The sequence below is a fragment of the Bacillus sp. Brlt_9 genome, assembly GCF_051948935.1.
Classification (GTDB): Bacteria; Bacillota; Bacilli; order Bacillales; family Bacillaceae_G; genus Bacillus_A.
In genome coordinates, this window is the sequence record NZ_JAYJLO010000001.1 from 1,158,128 (window position 1) to 1,178,033 (window position 19,906).

The window sequence follows — 19,906 nt, forward strand, 5'->3', positions numbered from 1 at the left end:
ATTACATGTGGAAAACACATTGTTTACACAACAACATTGTATAGTTATTCTTATATAATAATAAAAGTGAGGTATTTGGGATTGAAAAAGAAAAAGTTATTTTTAGGAACGATTATTTCATGCGTAGTACTGGCATTATCTGCATGTGGCTCCTCAGGCAACGTAGTAACATCAAAAGTAGGAAATGTTACAGAGAAAGAGTTAAGTAAAGAGTTAAGACAAAAATATGGGGAAAGTACTTTATATCAAATGGTGTTAAGTAAGGCATTGCTAGATAAATATAAAGTTTCAGATGAGGAAGCAAAAAAACAAGTAGAAGAAGCAAAAGATAAAATGGGTGACAACTTCAAATCGACTTTAGAGCAAGTTGGATTGAAAAATGAAGATGAATTAAAAGAAAAAATGAAGCCAGAAATTGCATTTGAGAAAGCAATTAAAGCGACTGTCACAGAAAAAGATGTAAAAGATAACTATAAACCAGAACTGAAAGTAAGTCACATTTTAGTGAAAGATGAAAAGACTGCTAAAGAAGTGAAAGAGAAAGTAAGTAACGGTGAAGACTTTGCGGCTTTAGCGAAGCAATATTCAGAGGATACTGGTTCAAAAGAACAAGGCGGAGAAATAACTGGTTTTGCTCCAGGGCAAACGGTGAAAGAATTTGAGGAAGCTGCATATAAATTAGATGCAGGACAAGTAAGTGATCCGGTAAAGACAACTTACGGTTATCATATTATTAAAGTGACAGATAAAAAAGAATTGAAGCCATTTGATGAAGTGAAAGATAGCATTCGTAAAGACTTAGAACAGCAAAGACTACAAGATACGACAGGGAAATGGAAACAACAAGTAGTCAATGATTTATTGAAAGATGCTGATATTAAGGTGAATGATAAAGAATTTAAAAATACATTTGAATTTCTAGAAAAGAAATAATGACTGTAATTAGAAAAGGGAACCTATATAGGTTCCCTTTTCTAGTTAGTGTGTGAGTTATAAATAGATAGTAAGACAATACAATATTACATATAAATATTAAGAATTACAATGGGAATTTATGTATTTTTAAAAATTGGAATGATTAATGGTTCATATAATGTTGATATTATAATGTTTTGTTTGCTTAATTTTATTAAATATAAAGTAAATTTATTAATTTTATTCCACTATTTGCGGGTATTTTGATTGGCGTGGGCTAATTTTTAGTGGGGGATAAACAACATCCTAATTGATTTAAGTTTTACTATATTGAAGTGGATAAACATAATTTGCAGAATGAAACATACAATATTAGTGAAAAAATATTGATGCTAAATGAAGTGAAAAGCAGAACATTCTACTAAAATAGGATGTTCTTTTTATTATGAAATTTTTAGGATAAAGAAATAATTCTTTTACACGAATTATTTAATAGATAAATATATTACGTAGGAGGAGAAAATATGAAAGTAATTTTTCAAAGAGAAGGCGGAGGAAAAATTTTTGAATCACATGATGAAAATATAAGTGACTTATTAGCCATTTTAAAAGAAACGAAAGGGATTAAGATTGGGATGGTTGACTATAAAGTATTAAAATACGAATTAGAGTATTTTCGTAACCCAAAAAAAGCAGTAACAGAGAGGGAGTTACATATAATAGTACAACCAAAATATATTTAATAATTATGAGTAATTATTTATAGATAGTCTTATATCGTATGTACGAAAAGAGAGTGTTTACATTGCTCTCTTTTCATAGAAATTTTTTGAGTTCGTTCTTTATAATATATGCTTTCATTTATAGATGGTTAATAAACTTGAAAATTAAAACTTTTTGGTTTAGGAAGGGATTTTATATTTGAGTAGATAAATGTTCATATAAGATATTTTGTAGAATATTGGAGGAGTAAAAATGAGTTTAGCAAGTTATATAGGCTGCAATGTAGAAATTCCGTTAACAGATCCAGATTCTAATGATGTAATTGTTTTTGGATCGTGTTTTTCAGATGAAAGTATGCTCGAAATTGTACAAGAGTTTCAATTCCAAACAAGTTACACGTATGAAGTTTCAACGAGTTGGGGCATGGAACTTGATGAGTGGCAAACTGAAAAGGAGAAGAAAGAAGCTAAAAAAAAGCTATTAGCTTTATGCTCAATTATGGAAGGCTATTTAAATGATGGGGACTATTTTGAATTATTCAGTTGTTGGGTTGGTGATGAAGATAAGGAAAGAGTGGGAGAATTAAAATTAAAAATAAATCATTTTAATATAGATGAGATTTGTATTCCGGAAAGAACTCTAGTTAGAATAGAAAAATAAATATAGAAATATATGTTATGAGAAAAAGTGACTTCAACTTGTATGAAGTCGCTTTTTTGTTGATATTTGAACGTCCTATTAAATAAGAAGTGAAAAGCTCATTTGATGAAGAAAAAATAAATGATGGATAAAAATATAATTTAAATCATTCCAAAAGAACGTAGGTTCGTGTATAATTAGAACGAATGTTCTTGTGATGTGGATAGTATACGATTTAGAAAGAACGCGAAACTTTATTTACGGACAGTTGATTTTCAATTTACTTTCCTCGCCTGTAGCGAATATTGAGGTATGATCTTTACTGTCTATTAATGTGGGATAAATATGAGCCAAGCAATTATGAAAGAACAATATGTATGAAATCAAATGGATAAATGATCAAGGAGATAAAGAAATGAATGATGTAAAGGTGCAGAAAGTAGAAAGAGAATGGGTTCCATTTACAGTAATGTCGGAACAGTTGCTAAGTATGCGAAAGGTTGTTGGAGAGAAGTTTAAAGTTCAAAAACCGCTCGTAACAAACGAAGCAAAAGAGAGAATTTCTGATAAATTATTAACGTCATTATTGTCTGAAAAAGAAATATTGGTGACATATTTTGAAGATGGATACATACTTACAAGCTATATGACAGTTGTGCATATAAACCCGCTAAAGCGCATTGTAATATGTACTGACGCATTTTATAAAACTTACGTATTTAATACTTCGGATATTATTGAAATAACGTAAAGGAAGCTGAAAATTAAATTTTTGCTTCCTTTACGTTATGTTAGATGAGGGACATAAAAAATGAAACGAAAAAGCAGCTAGCTTCATACTAGCTGCTTAGCCCCAGGGAAAGGGAGAAAAAGATAGGGTACTCCAAAAATCAACAATAGCTGTGTAACAGCCTGATTATAGTATAGACAGATTTAAAATTCCTAAACAGAACGATGAAAAATAGGATTAGGCTGTACCCACTTGGTTTTGATCTGCAAGGTCAGAATCAAACGTATTAGTCGCGCTCACGCCATTAAAAGTATTAACAACAAAACCAACGTTTGAAGCACCAGATCCATTATAAGCCTTCGTATTTTCTTTCGGAGAAACGTTGTAGAAATCACCTAAGTTAAATGAACCGTTACTATTTTGTACAACTAAATTCCCTACAACTGAGGGCATGGTTTTCACCCGCTTTACAATCATTTGTTAACACTACTATATGGTCTTATAGTCCAAATGGTTCATGTAGCAAAAATTGTGGAATAGTAAAACGTTTGAAGTGTAGCTTAATCCTACAATAAAAGTATGTTAAAATTAATGTAAGGTCGATTAATTTTTTCTGGAAATTGTATAATTAATATATGTGAAATAAAAGGAGGCAAAATGTAATGAATAATGTTATAAAAAAAGTAGATTTAACAGATGCAAAATCAAGTAATCTTGTTGCACTAATTTATAGCAATGAAGTTATATTGGTTGAAGAAGCATTTTGTCCAAATGAAATAAAATTAAAGTTTAATGAAATTGCAATTTTATCTGCCATTAAAACAGCACATATAATGAAAGTATCCATCAGAAAAGAACTGGAAGCAATTTTTCATGACACTGGTGTTTTATTTGTGAAGCATAGTGTTGAGTATGGTAACAGTCAATCTATTACTATGCATTTTGAGCAATTTAAAAAGTTGCAGCATGAGATTGAGAACTTAAAGAAAAGTATGTAATCAGACTAAATGAAGATTCTATCATAGAGGTGAACTGTTCTATGTTGAAAAAATGGTTTGGAAATTTTTTGAATGAATCTCACTGTAAACATAAATATAGTTTTATTAAGATGCAGGATAATGAAGATTATAAAAGTGGTAAGCTAGGTGTAGCTTATGTGTATCGGTGTAAGAAATGCGGGAAAGAGAAGCTGAAATTTAAAAACAATAACGAAATAAATAATGATTTTTTTGATACATAAAAAAGAGTAACCGTTATCGTTACTCTTTTTACTTATATAAAAACTCCTTCTAAAGTATGAAATGAGTTGATACTTTAGTAATTGGCTGAATAAAAAAGAAGATAATAAAATATTGTAAAGGAGGAGAGAGGCTTGAAACGAAATAACAGTGGGAAAAGTGTAATTATTACAGGAGTGACGCAAGGGTTAGGTCGTGCAATGGTTGATCGATTTCATGAATTGGGATGGAATATATATGGCTGTGGACGTTCAAAAGATAAAATTGAAGAATTGAAAAAATATTATGGTAATACACATGATTTTCAAATAATTGATGTTTCAGATTCTCAGCAAGTAAGCGATTGGGCAAATTATATACTTCATAGAAATAGAGCACCTGATTTGTTAATAAATAATGCATCAATTGTTAATAAAAATGCGCCAATCTGGAAAGTAACTGCTCAAGAATTCGAAAATGTAATGAATGTAAACGTGAACGGTGTAGTAAATGTCATAAGAGCATTTGTCCCAGCAATGATAGCTAGGAAAGAAGGAATGATTATTAATATGAGTTCTAGTTGGGGGAGAGAAGGAGAAGCTGAGCTTGCGCCATATTGTGCCTCAAAGTTTGCAATTGAAGGCATCACGAAATCTTTGGCACTGGAATTGCCTTATGGTATGGCTGTTGTTGCTTTAGACCCGGGCGGAAGTATTAGCACCCCGATGCTATATTCATGTGCACCACAGTATGTAAACGAGTCACCCACACCTGAAATGTGGTCACAACATGCAATTCCATATATATTAAAGATAACAATAGATAAAAATGGAGCTTCATTGACATGCCCAGAATTTACGTAAATATATATTGAATTGTCATATTTTAGTGGTACACACTTTGTCTAAAAAAGTACCTTTAAGGTGCTTTTTTGTATGATTAGCACATTATAGAATGCACAAAATTACATATAGAAAATAAATATGAGTTAAAGGATGCCATTTATGTATTTCGAAAGTAATAGAAAATTTCTAAATAGGTGATAAAAATGAATACAAGCGGTTTAAAAGTGACAGGAGCATGGTTTCAAGTAGGCGGAAATCTTACAGCGGCAATTGGGACGACAAGAGGATTTATCGGAGAAGAGAAAGTTGAATCGAAGATTGTAATTGTAGGAAGCTTATTACAAGCACTCGGATATATATTGCAAATTATAGCGAGTAATGAAACTGAAGATGAAGGTGACAGAGAAAATCAAAATACGTGTTTGAAAAATAAAAGTGAAATGCTTGATAAAATGGGCATTGAGTTATTAGCATTAGGGAATATATCAAATGTAATAGGAACATATTTTAATATAAATGAAAAATTGAAAGAGAATGATTATCTTATAATTGTCGGGAACAGTTTACAATCGATTGGAGCATTTTTAGGAGTAGAAGCAGCTTTGCTTCAGATGAAAGCAGTACAGAGAATTATAATATTAGGTAATTCTCTGCAAAGTTTAGGTGCTGGACTTCAAGCATATCAAGGTATTATTAATATATCAAATAACGAAATTGAAAAGGAGGACAGTACGGTTGATAAGAAAAATGAGAGAATAATAGCACTCATTGGTGTTTGGATACAAGCGATTGGAACTGCTATTTCTGCGATTGGACTAACTTTAATAGAGAAAGAAGAAAGGTTAGAAAAAATAATCATATGAAATTGTTCATATAAAGGAGATGTGTAAAATTTCAATTTTACATAAATAGAAAAGTTGAAGTGATAGGTTTTTTAGTATTAGAATAGAATATATAGCAGTAGAAAAGATATTAGGAGTAAATAAAAATAATTGGTCCTATTAGCGTACGAAGAGAGAGAAAAAATATAAAGCAAGGAGTTTTCAAGAGATGATGTATTTGTTGGCAATTCTTCTTCCACCTGTAGCCGTATTATTTTGTGGAAAGCCATTTCAAGCTATAATTAACTTCATATTAACATTAATTTTTTGGGTTCCAGGCGTTATACATGCGATATTAGTTGTACATGATCAAAAAGCAGATCGGCGATTAAAAAAACAAATTCAAGCATATGATGAAATGAATAAGAGAAATAGAAGATAGTTGAGTCGTGAAATGAAAAAAAGAAAGGGGGATTACCTCCTTTCTTTTTTCATTTTGTTTAAGTTTAAATTTTAGTATAGCGGAAAGAATTTTTAATATAAGTATTGTGATAATTAGTTTTAGAGTGTGCGTTTAATAAACCGGTGTAAATGTTTTCAGGCACGTTAAAGAAATCATACATTCCATTCTTTAATTGAATACGCAAAATCATAGAAAGTGGATTATAACCAACAGCAACTAAATTTTTTGAAATCACGGGAGATAGCTCCATTATTACGCAACTCCTCACTTTTTATTTTTTATTATTTCTTGTAGATGTTGAGTTTGTGGTGTTGAAATCCTTATAATTAAAGAAGTATTATACTTATACGCAATATATTAAATATTTGTTATACGTAATAATAAGGAAGTTCACACGAAGTACATATCGTTGTGCTATTTTTATTTCACCTTTGATTTATAAATAAGAAAATATTGACCATTTGAAAAAAAGGTATATTATTTATACGAGGTATAAAAATTCACTTTTTACATTCTATGCTTAAAGGGGCGGCATTATTAGGAAAAATAAAAGTGAAAATAGTTTGTATAAGAAGTATTCTAAAATTTATAATCTGTGAATTAGGAAAATATTGAATGCTCCAGGTCAATATACTTTCTTAATTAACTTCAGTTTAGAAAGTGACCTCAATATTTTTAAGTAAATCAACGGGAGAATTGAAAGGCAGGAGAAAGTAACATGTCAGAAAATTATCGTTCTCGAGAGGAGCGACGACAAGTTAAAAAGAAAAAACAGCCAGCTTCTAAAACACAAAAACCAAAAGGGAAAACATCGTTCTTTCGTAAATTTTTAATTACTTGTTTATTACTTGGTATTGTTGGTTTAGTGGCGGGGGTTGCTACCTTTTTCGTAATGATTAAGGACGCACCTAAACTTGAGAAAGCAAAACTTGTTAATCCGTTATCCTCAAAAATTTATGATAAAAATGGCGATTTGGTATATGAATACGGGAAAGAGAAACGGACGAATGTTACGTATGATCAAATTCCTAAATTAGTAGAAAATGCATTTTTAGCAACAGAAGACGCACGTTTTTATGAGCATAGCGGAGTAGACTTCAAAGGTACTGCCCGTGCTGTTTTGGTGAGTCTTAAAGGAGATTACGGCTCACAGGGTGGAAGTACAATAACGCAGCAGGTTATTAAAAACTACTTCTTATCGATGGAAAAAACATCAAAACGTAAAGTTCAGGAAATATATTTAGCGTATAAGCTAGAACAACAGTATTCAAAACATGAAATTTTAGAAATGTATTTAAATAAAATTAACTTAGGAAACCGTTCATATGGTATCGCAACAGCAGCACAAAACTACTATGGTAAAGAATTAAAAGAGTTAACATTACCAGAAGTTGCGATGCTTGCAGGTTTACCGAAAGCACCAAATAACTATGATCCAACGAAAACGGACAATATTCAAAGAGCAACAGAAAGAAGAGATGTTGTACTAAAATTAATGAATCGACATGGTTATATTACGAAAGCGGAAATGGAAGAAGCTTCGAAAGTTAAAGTAACAGATGGACTTAAAACTGCAACTGTACAAGCAATGCCATATCCTGCATTTATGGATGCAGTTGTGAAAGAAGTAGAAAAAGAATTGCCAGATGCTAACATTGGTTCTGACGGTTTAGAAATTTATACAACTTTAGATAAAGATGCACAGAATGCTGCTGATAGAATATTAGATGAAAATATTATTAATTATCCAAATGATAAATTCCAAGGTGCTTTCACATTTATGGATACGAAAACAGGTGAGGTTCGTGCTATAGGTAGTGGTCGCGGTGAAAATAAAGCAGTATTTAAAGGGCATAATATGGCAATTGAATTAGATCGTGCAGCTGGTTCAACTATGAAGCCAATCTTTGATTACGCACCGGCTATTGAATACTTAAAATGGGCTACGTATCATCAAATTGATGACTCTCCATTTAAATATTCAACTGGACAAGAAGTTCGAAATGCGGACAGAACTCATTTAGGTCCAATTACTATGCGTGAGGCATTAAAAATGTCGCGTAACGTTCCAGCAGTTAAAACTGCAAAAGAAGTAGGACTTAATAAATCAAAGGAATTCTCTGAGAAATTAGGTATTCCATTTAATTCAGCACCGAAAGAATCGCATGCTATTGGTACAAACGAAGTATCACCAACTGAAATGGCGGGTGCTTATGCGGCATTTGGTAATGATGGTAAGTATACGAAGCCGCATTTTGTTAAGAAAGTAGTTTATCCAGACGGCAAGTCACAAAGTTTCGGTCAAAAACCAAAACAAGTAATGGCTGATTCTACAGCATATATGATTACTGATATGCTTCGTTCAGTAGTAACATCAGGTACTGGTACAGCAGCAAATATAAGTTCTTTAGATGTAGCTGGTAAAACAGGTACAACAAACTATGCTGCAAAACAATTAGCTCAATATAAAATTCCAGAAAGTGCAACTCGTGATAGTTGGTTTGCAGGTTATACGCCGCAATATACGATGGCAGTATGGACTGGATATATGAAAGATGGTAAAGACGAGTATATTAGTAGTAAAAATACGAAAATTGCACAATTGATCTTTAAAGAAATGATGAGCAAGATGGCTACTGATAAATCACGCTTTAAAATGCCAAGTAGTGTTATTCAAGAAGGTAGTGAGCTACGTATAAAAGGGGAAAAACGTGATTCTTCTCCAAATACGAGCGTACAGGATACAACAGAACAACCTAAACCAGATCAACAGCAAAAGACGGAAGAAGAGAAAAAGCAAGAAGAATTAAAGAAACAAGAAGAGCTTAAAAAACAAGAAGAACAAAAGCAACAAGAGGAACTTAAGAAGCAAGAAGAACAAAAGAAACAAGAAGAGCAAAGGAAACAAGAAGAAGAAAAGAAACAAAATGAACAAAATAACGGAAATGACCAAGGTACGACACCTCCAGCAAATAATGGAGGAGGTCAAGGAAATACAACACCTCCAGCAAATAACGGAGGAGGCCAAGGAAATACAACACCTCCAGCAAATAACGGAGGAGGCCAAGGAAATACAACACCTCCAGCAAATAACGGAGGAGGCCAAGGAAATACAACACCTCCAGCAAATAATGGGGGAGGTCAAGGGAATCCGACACCTCCAGCGACCACGCAACCAGATACTGGCGGGAGTGCAGGAGAAATTCCTGCAAATAATGGCCAATAAGAAAATTTTATAAAAATATTAAAAAGCACTTAAGATTTGTAAACATTACATTCTTAAGTGCTTTTTTCGTTTAAATGTTAAAAGTACCGTAGAAATTTTGAGAATAAATGGAAGGGACATGATAAAAAACTTGGGCTTGAGGTAGTGGAGGAAAGCTGTGGCTTTGAAAGGTAGCACCACTTGGATGTGCGCCATGATGCCAAAATGAGGGGGAAACTTGACTAGGAATTTAGTATTGTTGCCAAGTTGCGGGAAGTTCAATACCGACATCGGAACTAGCTGTATGAACTGCAGGAATGTGTATCTCAGGAGTCGAAGGAATTACGGCAGTTACTCTTGAAGATACCCAAATAACATAATCATTCCTAATTTTTGATAATAAAGTAGCATATTCTTTTCACACATATAAAGGTACATATAGATAGGACTTTAGGCTAAAACATACGTATAAAGTTGTAAGACCAATTTAAGTGGATGGTAGACCATTTATTATAAAAAGATACGTCTATTTACGGAAGGCAAAGGGACCGAGAAAATATAAAATAGAGGTGTTAATTGCAATAACTTACGTGTTTATGGAGGATTATTAATGGAACGATTATGGACGAAATCATTTATTCAAATGACTTTCGCAATGTTATTTTTATTTACAGGATTTTATTTGCTTGTTCCAACGCTTCCGCTTTTTATTAAAGAGATAGGTGGCAATGAATCACAAGTCGGGCTCATGATGGGAATGTTTACAATAGCAGCAGTTGTAATACGACCGATTATTGGAGGGATGTTGGATCAATATGGTAGAAGATCTTTTATTATTTTCGGACTCATCTTTTTTGGGTTAACGATGTACTCTTATAATTTAGCGACGACTATTGTCCTTTTAGCTGTTTTGCGTGTTATTCACGGAGTAACATGGGCTGTTTCTACAACAGCTGTTGGAACAGCGATAACTGATATTATTCCAGATTCACGCCGTGGTGAAGGTATGGGATGGTACGGGATGGCTATGACAATTGCAATGGCGATCGGCCCGATGATTGGATTATCGGTTGTACAACATTATTCATTTCACGGCTTATTCTTGTTAGCAACCCTTTTATCCTTTATGGCAGTCTTATTATCGTTCATGACGAAAATGCCATTCACACCACAAAAAGAAAAAGGAAAAATACAACTATTTGAAAAGTCCGTTCTATCCATTACGATTGTTGTTTTCTTTTTATCATTTGCATATGGAGGGATTACGACGTTTTTACCGCTATTTGCATCGTCAATTGATGTGAATCCTGGTACATTCTTTCTTGTATATGCAATTGCTTTAACAATTGTAAGGCCAATTTCAGGAAAACTATTAGATAAGTATGGAGAAGTATTTATTATACTCCCGGCACTATGTATTACTATTATAGCGATAGTTGTATTAACGATTTCAAATAGTTTAATGGGTGTGGTTATCGCAGCTGCATTATACGGTGTTGGATTCGGTTCAGCACAGCCCGCATTACAAGCAGCGATGCTTTCAATTGTTGATCCGAGTAAAAGAGGAGTTGCTAACGCATCGTTCTTTACCGCATTTGATTTAGGGATTGGACTTGGGGCGATTTTACTTGGAGTTGTTTCGCAAATGTTTGGTTACCGTATTTTATTTGCTAGTAGTGCAATTTCAGGATTACTTGCTTTCATTATTTTTGTCTTTTTTGTTAAACAGCGATTAGGTAAAAAAGAATTTGCATAAACGGGAGTAAAAAAGATGAGAATTTCAATTGAACATGACGATCTACAATGGTTTAAGGAAGAATTACGAATATAACATGATTGTAATTCAATGCAGCATGAATATTCTTTAGGGATAGGTTCTTAGAAACCAGATGAGGAAATTGTGTCAGTTGAGTACGAAATCAGTTTCTTTTTTGTGGATGTTGATGAACTTTGGTACTTTCAAAACTATTATTTAGTTGAAGGTTCCTTCGAGAAAACGAAAGAAATTTAATTTAATTATGTAAAATAATAACTTTTTTAAAAATAAATAAGTTTTATATGAAAATTATATTGAAGAGATAGTGAAATAAATATCATGTAGAAACGAGTTGTATATGTATACAACTCGTTTTTTTTTATTTTCTTAAGAAAATTGAGAGAATTCTATACTCAGTAGGTTTTTTTGAACCATCCTTATATTTTGTTTTAATAAAAATCGAAAAGAAGTCTGTCCTTTCTTTATAAAATATGAAAATTATTTTTGAAAAATTGTATTGTTACATCGGTAAAAGTATAGGAAACTTATCATTATAAAATAAATTGAAATCTTCTAAAAACTCTGATACATTGAAATAGAAATGTAGTTTCATAGTATTGTAAAGGCTTACAATTATGTGCACGAAGATCTATTAGGATTGGAGGAAGTAATGATGAAAGCTGAAGAAAAATTTTCCCCGGGATTAGATGGTATAGTGGCAGCGGAGACGAAGATCTCGTTTCTTGACACAGTAAAAGGTGAAATTGTAATTCAAGGGTATGATTTAATCGAACTCTCAAAAACAAAAGAGTATTTAGACATTGTGCACCTTTTATTGGAAGAACATCTACCGAATGAGGATGAAAAAGTAATACTTGAAAAGAAATTAAAAGAAGAATACGCAGTACCAGAAGGTGTATTTAACGTATTAAAAGCATTGCCGAAAGAAACGCACCCTATGGATGGATTGCGTACAGGTGTGTCCGCATTAGCTGGTTACGATAATGATATTGAAAACCGTTCATTAGAAGTAAATAAAAGCCGCGGGTACAAATTATTGAGTAAAGTACCAAACATTGTAGCAAATAGCTATCATATTTTAAATAATGAAGAGCCAATCGAACCACTTAAAGAATTATCATATAGTGCGAATTTCTTCTATATGTTAACAGGTAAAAAACCAACTGAACTTGAGGAAAAGATCTTTGATCGTTCCCTTGTTTTATATAGTGAACATGAAATGCCAAACTCTACATTTACAGCGCGAGTAATCGCATCAACGCAATCCGACTTATATGGTGCTTTAACAGGTGCGGTTGCATCTTTAAAAGGCAGCTTACACGGCGGTGCGAACGAAGCAGTTATGTACATGCTTTTAGAAGCTGGTAATGTTGAGAAGTTTGAGGAGTTGTTACAGAAGAAACTATATAACAAAGAAAAAATTATGGGCTTTGGACATCGTGTGTATATGAAGAAGATGGATCCAAGAGCACTTATGATGAAGGAAGCTTTAAAGCAGTTATGTGATGTAAAAGGTGATTATACACTATATGAAATGTGTGAAGCTGGAGAAAAAATTATGGAGAAGGAAAAAGGAATTTATCCGAATCTTGATTATTATGCAGCTCCAGTATATTGGATGCTTGGTATTCCAATTCAACTTTATACACCAATCTTCTTTAGCTCTAGAACAGTAGGACTATGTGCTCACGTAATTGAACAACATACGAACAATCGATTGTTCCGTCCACGTGTAAATTACATTGGCGAGCGACATGTACTTAGTAAATAAGAACAACTGGGGAGTTGTTAGCGCCGCCCGCCGGATGGGTGTTTGACCGACACCCATCATTAATAATAACGAATTTTCGACAGAAAGGGAAGAATAGCATGATTAAAACAAACGAAATTAAACAAAAAGATGCATTATTAGAAGAAATTACGGATTATGTATTAAATAAAGAGGTAACTAGTGCAGAAGCATTCAGTACTGCTCGTTACGTATTACTTGATACACTTGGATGCGGAATTTTAGCACTTCAATACCCAGAGTGTACGAAATTATTAGGACCAGTTGTACCAGGAACAATCGTGCCAAACGGTACACGTGTGCCAGGAACATCTTACGTACTAGATCCAGTGAAAGGTGCATTCAATATTGGATGTATGATCCGTTGGTTAGACTATAACGATACTTGGCTTGCAGCAGAATGGGGACATCCATCTGATAACTTAGGCGGAATTTTAGCAGTTGCAGATTATATTAGCCGAGTTCGTATTTCAGAAGGAAAAGAACCGTTAAAAGTACGTGAAGTATTAGAAATGATGATTAAAGCTCATGAAATTCAAGGTGTACTTGCTCTAGAAAACAGCTTAAACCGTGTTGGCCTTGACCACGTATTATATGTAAAAGTAGCGACAACTGCTGTAGTTGCGAAAATGCTTGGTGGAACACGTGAAGAAATCTTTAATGCATTATCACATGCGTGGATTGATAATTCTAGTCTTCGTACATATCGTCATGCTCCAAATACTGGATCACGTAAATCATGGGCAGCAGGTGATGCAACAAGCCGCGGTGTTCATCTTGCAATGACTGCTCTAAAAGGTGAAATGGGTTATCCAACAGCATTATCTGCACCGGGCTGGGGCTTCCAAGATGTATTATTTAATAAACAAGAATTAAAATTAGCAAGACCACTAGAGTCTTATGTAATGGAAAATGTATTATTTAAAGTTTCATATCCAGCAGAATTCCATGCACAAACAGCTGCAGAATGTGCTGTGAAATTACATCCGGAAATTAAAGAAAGATTAGATGAAATTGACAGCATTACAATTACAACTCATGAATCAGCAATTCGTATTATTGATAAAGAAGGTCCATTAAATAACCCTGCTGATCGTGATCATTGTTTACAGTACATTACGGCAATTGGTTTATTAAAAGGAGATATCGTCGCGAACGATTATGAGGATGTAGTAGCAAATGATCCACGTGTAGATGAATTACGTAATAAGATGGTTGTTGTTGAAAACAAACAGTACAGTTTAGACTATCTTGACCCGAACAAGCGCTCAATCGCCAACGCTGTACAAGTTCATTTCAAAGATGGCACGGTAACAGAAAACGTAGAATGTGAATATCCACTTGGTCACCGTTTCCGTAGAGACGAAGCAATTCCAAAAGTTGTTCAAAAATTCACTGCAAATATGGCAGGTCATTATTCTAGTAAACAACAAGAACAAATTCATGAAGCTTGTTTAAATGAAGAGAAACTAGAAAATATGAATGTAAACGAATTTGTAGATCTATTCTTAATTTAATAATAGGGGGAATTTAGAATGGCTTGGGTTGTGAATAAACAGTCAACACAAGAGGAGCTTGCGAATCGCTTCCGAGCTTTAGTAGAAGCAAATGAAATTTTGCAAATTCCAGGTGCTCATGATGCAATGGCAGCTCTTGTTGCGAAAAATACAGGTTTTTCAGCTCTTTATTTATCGGGAGCTGCTTATACTGCAAGTAAAGGGCTACCAGATTTAGGAATCGTGACGTCTACTGAAGTAGCAGAGAGAGCGAGAGATTTAGTAAGAGCTACAGATTTACCGGTCCTTGTTGACATTGATACAGGATTTGGCGGTGTCCTAAACGTAGCTAGAACAGCGGTAGAAATGGTAGAAGCGAAAGTTGCAGCTGTTCAAATCGAAGATCAACAATTACCAAAGAAATGTGGACATTTAAATGGTAAGAAACTTGTTACTACAGAAGAATTAGTTCAAAAGATAAAAGCGATTAAAGAAGTTGCACCAAGCTTATATATTGTAGCGCGCACAGATGCTCGCGGTGTAGAAGGTTTAGATGAAGCAATCGATAGAGCGAACGCATATGTAAAAGCAGGTGCAGATGCGATATTCCCTGAAGCACTTCAATCAGAAGAAGAGTTCCGTCTATTTAATAGTAAAGTAAATGCGCCTTTACTTGCGAATATGACTGAATTCGGGAAAACGCCTTATTATAGTGCAGAGGAATTTGCGAATATGGGCTTCCAAATGGTTATTTATCCTGTAACTTCACTTCGCGTAGCAGCGAAAGCGTATGAGAATGTGTTTACTTTAATTAAGGAAACAGGTTCTCAAAAAGATGCACTTTCTAATATGCAAACGAGAAGTGAGTTATATGAAACAATTTCATATCATGACTTTGAAGAACTAGATACTGGAATTGCAAAAACAGTATTATCAGAGGATCAATAGATAAAACAACTAAGGCGATGAGAATACATCTTTGGCAAAACGAACTGCTTGATGTGAAAATTCATCGCCTTCTGTTTTCAAAAATAAGATATTCCACTCATCGTAGACGAGCATATGTATTAGCAAGTAAGGTCGAAATGATAGGGGGATTCAGATGGAGAAAACGAAGTTACCGTGGGGTGAATTTTTTTCACTTAATAAAGATGTGAATCATGCTTTCTTTACGCCAGAAGATTTTTCAGGAGATGAAGATTTAATCGCAAAAACGACAGAACAATTCGTTAAACAAGAAATTGTTCCACAAATAGAGAATATTGAACAACATAACTATAAAGTTTCTCGTCAATTATTTGAGAAAGCTGGAGAACTTGGATTATTAAGTATCGAGGTCCCAGAAGAATATGGCGGCTTCGAATTAGGAAAGGCAGTTTCAGGGCTTGTAGCAGAAAAAATGGGATACGCTGGTGCATTTAGCGTTTCATTTAATATACACGCTGGTGTAGGTACATTGCCTTACATATATTATGGAACGAAAGAACAAAAAGAAAAATATTTGCCGAAAATTGCATCAGGAGAATGGGTTGGTGCTTATGCTTTAACTGAGCCAAATGCCGGTTCTGATGCATTAAGTGCAAAAACGAGCGCAGTATTGAATGAAGATGGTACTGCTTGGAAGTTAAATGGTGAGAAGCAGTGGATTACAAATGCTCATATGGCAGATGTATACGTTGTTTTTGCGAAGACAAATAAAGGAATGACAGCGTTTATTGTCGAAAGAACATGTAAAGGTGTATCTATTGGACTAGAAGAAAAGAAAATGGGAATTAAAGGTTCTTCAACGGCAACGCTTATTCTAGAAGATGTAGTAATACCTGCTGAAAATGTTTTAGGGGAAGTTGGGAAGGGGCATCACGTAGCTCTAAATATTCTAAACTTTGCTAGACTAAAGCTTGCTTTTGGAAATATTGGAACAGCAAAACAAGCAATTGGTTTGTCGGTTCAATATGGAAAAGAGCGAAAACAGTTCCAAACGGAATTAGTAGATTTTACGATGATTCAAGAGAAAATTGCAAATATGATTATTGCTACATATGGAGCAGAAAGTGCAGCCTACCGTACAGCAGGTGTAATTGATGAAGCAATTCACGAGAGTGATGAAGATCTTATGAAGAAAATGTCTCAATTTGCAGTCGAATGTGCACTGAATAAAGTGAACGCTTCTGAAACACTTGCTTATATTGTAGATGAAGCTGTACAAATTCATGGCGGTTACGGTTATATGCAAGAATATGAAGTAGAACGATTATATCGTGATGCTAGAATTAGTCGTATTTTTGAAGGAACGAACGAAATTAATAGATTAACAGTTGCCAAAATGTTAATGAAGCAAATCGAGCAAATAGAAGATACTGAAGTAGAAATTGATTTAGCGAATGTAGAAAGAAACCATCGTTACATTTTATTAGCGAAAAAATTGTTGAAACAATCTTTGAAAACGCTCTCTAAAACTCCGGGTTTAAAAATTGATCAAGAGCAAGAATACTCACGTGTATTATCAAATATGTTAACGGACGTGTACGTCATGGAATCAGCATTTTTACGTACGAGTAAAGTAATTAGTAAAAATGGTGAAGAGAAAGAGCGTACGAAACAAATGATAACTGACGTTATTTGTGAAGAAGGCTATCGCAAAGTAGAAGAAGCGGCGATTTCTATACTTTCAGCGGCTGTCACAGAAGAAAAAGATAGACACGTGATTTTAACTGAAATTCGTCAATTATTAGTGCCTTTATACACGAACGTATTTACAAAAAAGAGGGAAATTGCGAAAGCTATTATAAATCGCGGAAAGTATTTTGTGTAAATAGGAGGAAAGCGATATGAAAAAGATTGGTTTTATCGGTTTAGGTAACATGGGTCTTCCGATGTCTAAAAATTTAGTTAAATCAAGTTACACAGTATACGGTGTGGATTTAAATAAAGAGGCTGAAGCTTCCTTTGAAAGTGAAGGAGGAATTATAGGCTTATCAATCTCAAAGCTAGCAGAAACATGCGATGTGATTTTTACAAGTTTACCTTCACCTCGAGCTGTTGAAGCGGTATATTTTGGAGAAGAAGGATTATTTGAAAATAGTCACTCGAATGTAGTTTTAATTGATACAAGTACTGTATCTCCACAATTAAACAAACAGTTGGAGGAAGCTGCAAAGGAAAAGAAAGTAGACTTTTTAGCAGCACCTGTTAGTGGTGGTGTAATTGGAGCCGAAAACCGTACATTAACGTTTATGGTTGGTGGATCAAAAGATGTATATGAGAAAACGGAATCTATCATGGGTGTACTAGGCGCGAACATTTTCCATGTTAGTGAGCAAATTGATAGTGGTACAACTGTTAAATTAATTAATAACCTATTAATTGGTTTTTATACAGCTGGTGTGAGTGAAGCTTTAACATTGGCGAAAAAGAATAATATGGATTTAGATAAAATGTTTGATATTTTAAATGTAAGTTATGGTCAAAGTAGAATTTATGAGCGCAATTATAAAAGTTTCGTTGCATCAGAAAACTACGAGCCAGGCTTTACTGTGAATTTATTAAAGAAAGATTTAGGATTTGCAGTAGATTTAGCGAAAGAAAGCGAACTTCACTTACCGGTAAGCGAAATGCTATTGAATGTATATGAAGAAGCAAGTGAAGCTGGTTATGGTGAAAACGATATGGCTGCTTTATATAAGAAAATTAGTGAACAATTAATTTCTAATCAAAAATAATAGACTTATAAACATCATAAAAAAGGAGAGAATATAATGATTACAACTGAAATTAAACGAGTAAAAAATCATATTAATGGTGAGTGGGTAGAATCTACTGGTACAGAAGTAGAAGCAGTTCCAAATCCGGCGACTGGAAAAATTATCGCTTACGTTCCGCTATCTCCGAAAGAAGATGTTGAAAAAGCTGTTGAAGCGGCAAAAGCAGCATACGAAACATGGTCTAAAGTACCAGTTCCGAATCGTTCAAGACAATTGTATAAATATTTACAGCTTTTACAAGAAAACAAAGAAGAGCTTGCTAAAATCATTACGCTCGAAAATGGTAAAACATTAACGGATGCAACTGGTGAAGTACAGCGTGGTATTGAAGCAGTAGAACTTGCAACATCTACGCCAAATTTAATGATGGGACAAGCTCTACCAAATATTGCTAGCGGTATTGATGGGTCGATTTGGCGCTATCCAATTGGAGTTGTTGCTGGTATTACACCATTTAACTTCCCGATGATGATTCCATTATGGATGTTCCCACTTGCAATTGCTTGCGGTAATACGTTCGTATTAAAAACATCTGAAAGAACGCCACTTTTAGCAGAGCGACTTGTAGAGTTATTCTATGAAGCTGGTTTCCCAAAAGGTGTATTAAATTTAGTACAAGGTGGCAAAGATGTTGTAAATAGCATTTTAGAAAATAAAGATATTCAAGCTGTTTCATTCGTTGGATCTGAGCCGGTAGCTCGTTACGTATATGAAACAGGTACGAAACATGGGAAACGTGTACAAGCGTTAGCTGGTGCGAAAAACCATGCGATTGTAATGCCAGATTGCAATCTTGAGAAAACAGTGCAAGGTGTAATTGGGTCTGCATTCGCAAGTAGTGGAGAGCGCTGCATGGCATGTTCAGTAGTAGCAGTAGTTGATGAAATTGCAGATGAATTCATCGACGTACTAGTAGCAGAGACGAAGAAATTAAAAGTAGGTGATGGTTTCCACGAAGATAACTATGTTGGACCATTAATTCGTGAATCTCATAAAGAGCGTGTATTAGGCTATATTAATAGCGGTGTAGCAGATGGAGCTACTTTATTAGTAGATGGCCGTAAAATTAAGGAAGAAGTTGGAGAAGGTTACTTTGTAGGTGCGACAATCTTTGATGGTGTAAATCAAGAAATGAAAATTTGGCAAGATGAGATTTTTGCACCAGTATTAAGCATTGTACGTGTTAAAGATTTAGAAGAAGGTATTAAACTAACAAATCAATCTAAATTTGCAAATGGTGCGGTAATTTATACGTCAAATGGTAAGCATGCACAAACGTTCCGTGATAATATCGATGCTGGTATGATCGGTGTAAACGTAAACGTTCCAGCACCAATGGCATTCTTCGCATTTGCAGGAAATAAAGCTTCATTCTTTGGTGATTTAGGTACAAATGGTACAGATGGCGTTCAATTCTATACACGTAAAAAAGTTGTAACTGAGCGCTGGTTTTAATAAAGAGTAAACAGTCAAATCAGTTATTAAATGAAAACCACCACTATTTCTAGTGGTGGTTTTCGTTTTG

The 19,906-nt window shown here is 34.1% G+C and carries 19 protein-coding genes and 1 pseudogene; 17 read left to right on the plus strand and 3 right to left on the minus strand.

All coding sequences use genetic code 11. From position 1 onward, the window contains the following. Positions 1–81: 81 nt before the first annotated feature. The 4 genes from VF726_RS05910 (at position 82) to VF726_RS05925 (ending at position 3,028) form a co-directional block, all read left to right on the plus strand. Complete coding sequence (locus VF726_RS05910; RefSeq protein WP_440166596.1) at positions 82–933, plus strand: peptidylprolyl isomerase PrsA; 852 nt, start codon at positions 82–84, stop codon at positions 931–933. 506 nt (positions 934–1,439) lie between these two features. After that, positions 1,440–1,658: a hypothetical protein gene (locus tag VF726_RS05915; RefSeq protein ID WP_440166598.1), complete on the plus strand. Its 219-nt coding sequence runs from the start codon at positions 1,440–1,442 to the stop codon at positions 1,656–1,658. Positions 1,659–1,890: 232 nt separating this feature from the next. Continuing rightward, positions 1,891–2,298, plus strand: a complete 408-nt coding sequence (locus VF726_RS05920; protein ID WP_440166600.1) for a hypothetical protein — start codon at positions 1,891–1,893, stop codon at positions 2,296–2,298. A 394-nt stretch (positions 2,299–2,692) separates the two neighbouring features. After that, positions 2,693–3,028 (plus strand): YolD-like family protein, encoded by a 336-nt coding sequence (locus VF726_RS05925; RefSeq protein ID WP_440166602.1) that lies wholly within the window; start codon positions 2,693–2,695, stop codon positions 3,026–3,028. Between the two features lie 216 nt (positions 3,029–3,244). On the opposite strand, the gene gerPF is transcribed toward VF726_RS05925, so the two are convergent. Beyond that, positions 3,245–3,460, minus strand: coding sequence for a spore germination protein GerPF (gene gerPF, locus VF726_RS05930; RefSeq protein WP_001141565.1), 216 nt, complete (start codon positions 3,458–3,460; stop codon positions 3,245–3,247). A gap of 209 nt (positions 3,461–3,669) precedes the next feature. Between gerPF and VF726_RS05935 the strand changes: the two genes are divergently transcribed. The 5 genes from VF726_RS05935 to VF726_RS05955 all read left to right on the plus strand — a co-directional run bounded on the left by VF726_RS05935 (position 3,670) and on the right by VF726_RS05955 (position 6,332). Next, a complete protein-coding gene (locus VF726_RS05935; RefSeq protein ID WP_097841467.1) occupies positions 3,670–4,005 on the plus strand; it encodes a hypothetical protein in 336 nt (111 codons plus the stop codon). 41 nt (positions 4,006–4,046) lie between these two features. Continuing rightward, a complete protein-coding gene (locus tag VF726_RS05940; protein WP_440166605.1) occupies positions 4,047–4,247 on the plus strand; it encodes a hypothetical protein in 201 nt (66 codons plus the stop codon). A gap of 111 nt (positions 4,248–4,358) precedes the next feature. Beyond that, positions 4,359–5,087, plus strand: coding sequence for an SDR family oxidoreductase (locus VF726_RS05945; protein WP_440166729.1), 729 nt, complete (start codon positions 4,359–4,361; stop codon positions 5,085–5,087). Between the two features lie 185 nt (positions 5,088–5,272). Continuing rightward, complete coding sequence (locus VF726_RS05950) at positions 5,273–5,932, plus strand: DUF6944 family repetitive protein (protein ID WP_440166607.1); 660 nt, start codon at positions 5,273–5,275, stop codon at positions 5,930–5,932. Between the two features lie 187 nt (positions 5,933–6,119). Beyond that, positions 6,120–6,332: a YqaE/Pmp3 family membrane protein gene (locus tag VF726_RS05955; RefSeq protein WP_166704328.1), complete on the plus strand. Its 213-nt coding sequence runs from the start codon at positions 6,120–6,122 to the stop codon at positions 6,330–6,332. A gap of 64 nt (positions 6,333–6,396) precedes the next feature. Here VF726_RS05955 and VF726_RS05960 read toward each other — a convergent pair whose 3' ends face one another. Next, on the minus strand, positions 6,397–6,603 hold the full coding sequence (locus VF726_RS05960; protein ID WP_440166608.1) for a KTSC domain-containing protein: 207 nt from the start codon (positions 6,601–6,603) through the stop codon (positions 6,397–6,399). Between the two features lie 468 nt (positions 6,604–7,071). Here VF726_RS05960 and VF726_RS05965 point away from each other — a divergent pair, with 468 nt between their 5' ends. Continuing rightward, complete coding sequence (locus tag VF726_RS05965; RefSeq protein ID WP_440166609.1) at positions 7,072–9,579, plus strand: PBP1A family penicillin-binding protein; 2,508 nt, start codon at positions 7,072–7,074, stop codon at positions 9,577–9,579. A gap of 70 nt (positions 9,580–9,649) precedes the next feature. Here the strand turns inward: VF726_RS05965 and VF726_RS05970 are convergent. Then, a pseudogene (locus VF726_RS05970) lies at positions 9,650–9,931 on the minus strand (hypothetical protein). 237 nt (positions 9,932–10,168) lie between these two features. Between VF726_RS05970 and VF726_RS05975 the strand changes: the two are divergent. From VF726_RS05975 to VF726_RS06005, 7 genes are all read left to right on the plus strand, one after another. After that, positions 10,169–11,314, plus strand: coding sequence for an MFS transporter (locus tag VF726_RS05975; RefSeq protein WP_440166611.1), 1,146 nt, complete (start codon positions 10,169–10,171; stop codon positions 11,312–11,314). A gap of 670 nt (positions 11,315–11,984) precedes the next feature. Next, positions 11,985–13,106 carry a citrate synthase gene (mmgD, locus tag VF726_RS05980; RefSeq protein ID WP_440166613.1) on the plus strand — a complete coding sequence of 374 codons (1,122 nt, stop codon included), beginning with the start codon at positions 11,985–11,987 and terminating at the stop codon, positions 13,104–13,106. Between the two features lie 98 nt (positions 13,107–13,204). Continuing rightward, on the plus strand, positions 13,205–14,641 hold the full coding sequence (prpD, locus tag VF726_RS05985) for a 2-methylcitrate dehydratase (protein ID WP_440166615.1): 1,437 nt from the start codon (positions 13,205–13,207) through the stop codon (positions 14,639–14,641). An 18-nt stretch (positions 14,642–14,659) separates the two neighbouring features. Next, positions 14,660–15,568: a methylisocitrate lyase gene (gene prpB, locus VF726_RS05990; protein WP_440166617.1), complete on the plus strand. Its 909-nt coding sequence runs from the start codon at positions 14,660–14,662 to the stop codon at positions 15,566–15,568. Positions 15,569–15,722: 154 nt separating this feature from the next. Next, the gene (locus tag VF726_RS05995) at positions 15,723–17,432 is read left to right on the plus strand and encodes an acyl-CoA dehydrogenase family protein (protein WP_440166619.1); all 1,710 of its coding nucleotides are present in this window, start codon (positions 15,723–15,725) and stop codon (positions 17,430–17,432) included. Positions 17,433–17,448: 16 nt separating this feature from the next. Beyond that, entirely contained in the window at positions 17,449–18,339 is an 891-nt protein-coding gene (locus VF726_RS06000; protein WP_440166621.1) for an NAD(P)-dependent oxidoreductase, read from the plus strand. A gap of 36 nt (positions 18,340–18,375) precedes the next feature. Then, the gene (locus tag VF726_RS06005) at positions 18,376–19,836 is read left to right on the plus strand and encodes a CoA-acylating methylmalonate-semialdehyde dehydrogenase (protein ID WP_000633357.1); all 1,461 of its coding nucleotides are present in this window, start codon (positions 18,376–18,378) and stop codon (positions 19,834–19,836) included. Positions 19,837–19,906 lie beyond the last annotated feature (70 nt).

Bases quoted from the DNA above. Each gene is read 5' to 3' on its own strand.
- VF726_RS05915 (WP_440166598.1), top strand. From the start codon at position 1,440: ATGAAAGTAATTTTTCAAAGAGAAGGCGGAGGAAAAATTTTTGAATCA.
- VF726_RS05920 (WP_440166600.1), top strand. From the start codon at position 1,891: ATGAGTTTAGCAAGTTATATAGGCTGCAATGTAGAAATTCCGTTAACA.
- VF726_RS05925 (WP_440166602.1), top strand. From the start codon at position 2,693: ATGAATGATGTAAAGGTGCAGAAAGTAGAAAGAGAATGGGTTCCATTT.
- gerPF (WP_001141565.1), bottom strand. From the start codon at position 3,460: ATGCCCTCAGTTGTAGGGAATTTAGTTGTACAAAATAGTAACGGTTCA.
- VF726_RS05935 (WP_097841467.1), top strand. From the start codon at position 3,670: ATGAATAATGTTATAAAAAAAGTAGATTTAACAGATGCAAAATCAAGT.
- VF726_RS05940 (WP_440166605.1), top strand. From the start codon at position 4,047: ATGTTGAAAAAATGGTTTGGAAATTTTTTGAATGAATCTCACTGTAAA.
- VF726_RS05950 (WP_440166607.1), top strand. From the start codon at position 5,273: ATGAATACAAGCGGTTTAAAAGTGACAGGAGCATGGTTTCAAGTAGGC.
- VF726_RS05955 (WP_166704328.1), top strand. From the start codon at position 6,120: ATGATGTATTTGTTGGCAATTCTTCTTCCACCTGTAGCCGTATTATTT.
- VF726_RS05960 (WP_440166608.1), bottom strand. From the start codon at position 6,603: ATGGAGCTATCTCCCGTGATTTCAAAAAATTTAGTTGCTGTTGGTTAT.
- VF726_RS05965 (WP_440166609.1), top strand. From the start codon at position 7,072: ATGTCAGAAAATTATCGTTCTCGAGAGGAGCGACGACAAGTTAAAAAG.
- VF726_RS05975 (WP_440166611.1), top strand. From the start codon at position 10,169: ATGGAACGATTATGGACGAAATCATTTATTCAAATGACTTTCGCAATG.
- mmgD (WP_440166613.1), top strand. From the start codon at position 11,985: ATGATGAAAGCTGAAGAAAAATTTTCCCCGGGATTAGATGGTATAGTG.
- prpD (WP_440166615.1), top strand. From the start codon at position 13,205: ATGATTAAAACAAACGAAATTAAACAAAAAGATGCATTATTAGAAGAA.
- prpB (WP_440166617.1), top strand. From the start codon at position 14,660: ATGGCTTGGGTTGTGAATAAACAGTCAACACAAGAGGAGCTTGCGAAT.
- VF726_RS05995 (WP_440166619.1), top strand. From the start codon at position 15,723: ATGGAGAAAACGAAGTTACCGTGGGGTGAATTTTTTTCACTTAATAAA.
- VF726_RS06000 (WP_440166621.1), top strand. From the start codon at position 17,449: ATGAAAAAGATTGGTTTTATCGGTTTAGGTAACATGGGTCTTCCGATG.
- VF726_RS06005 (WP_000633357.1), top strand. From the start codon at position 18,376: ATGATTACAACTGAAATTAAACGAGTAAAAAATCATATTAATGGTGAG.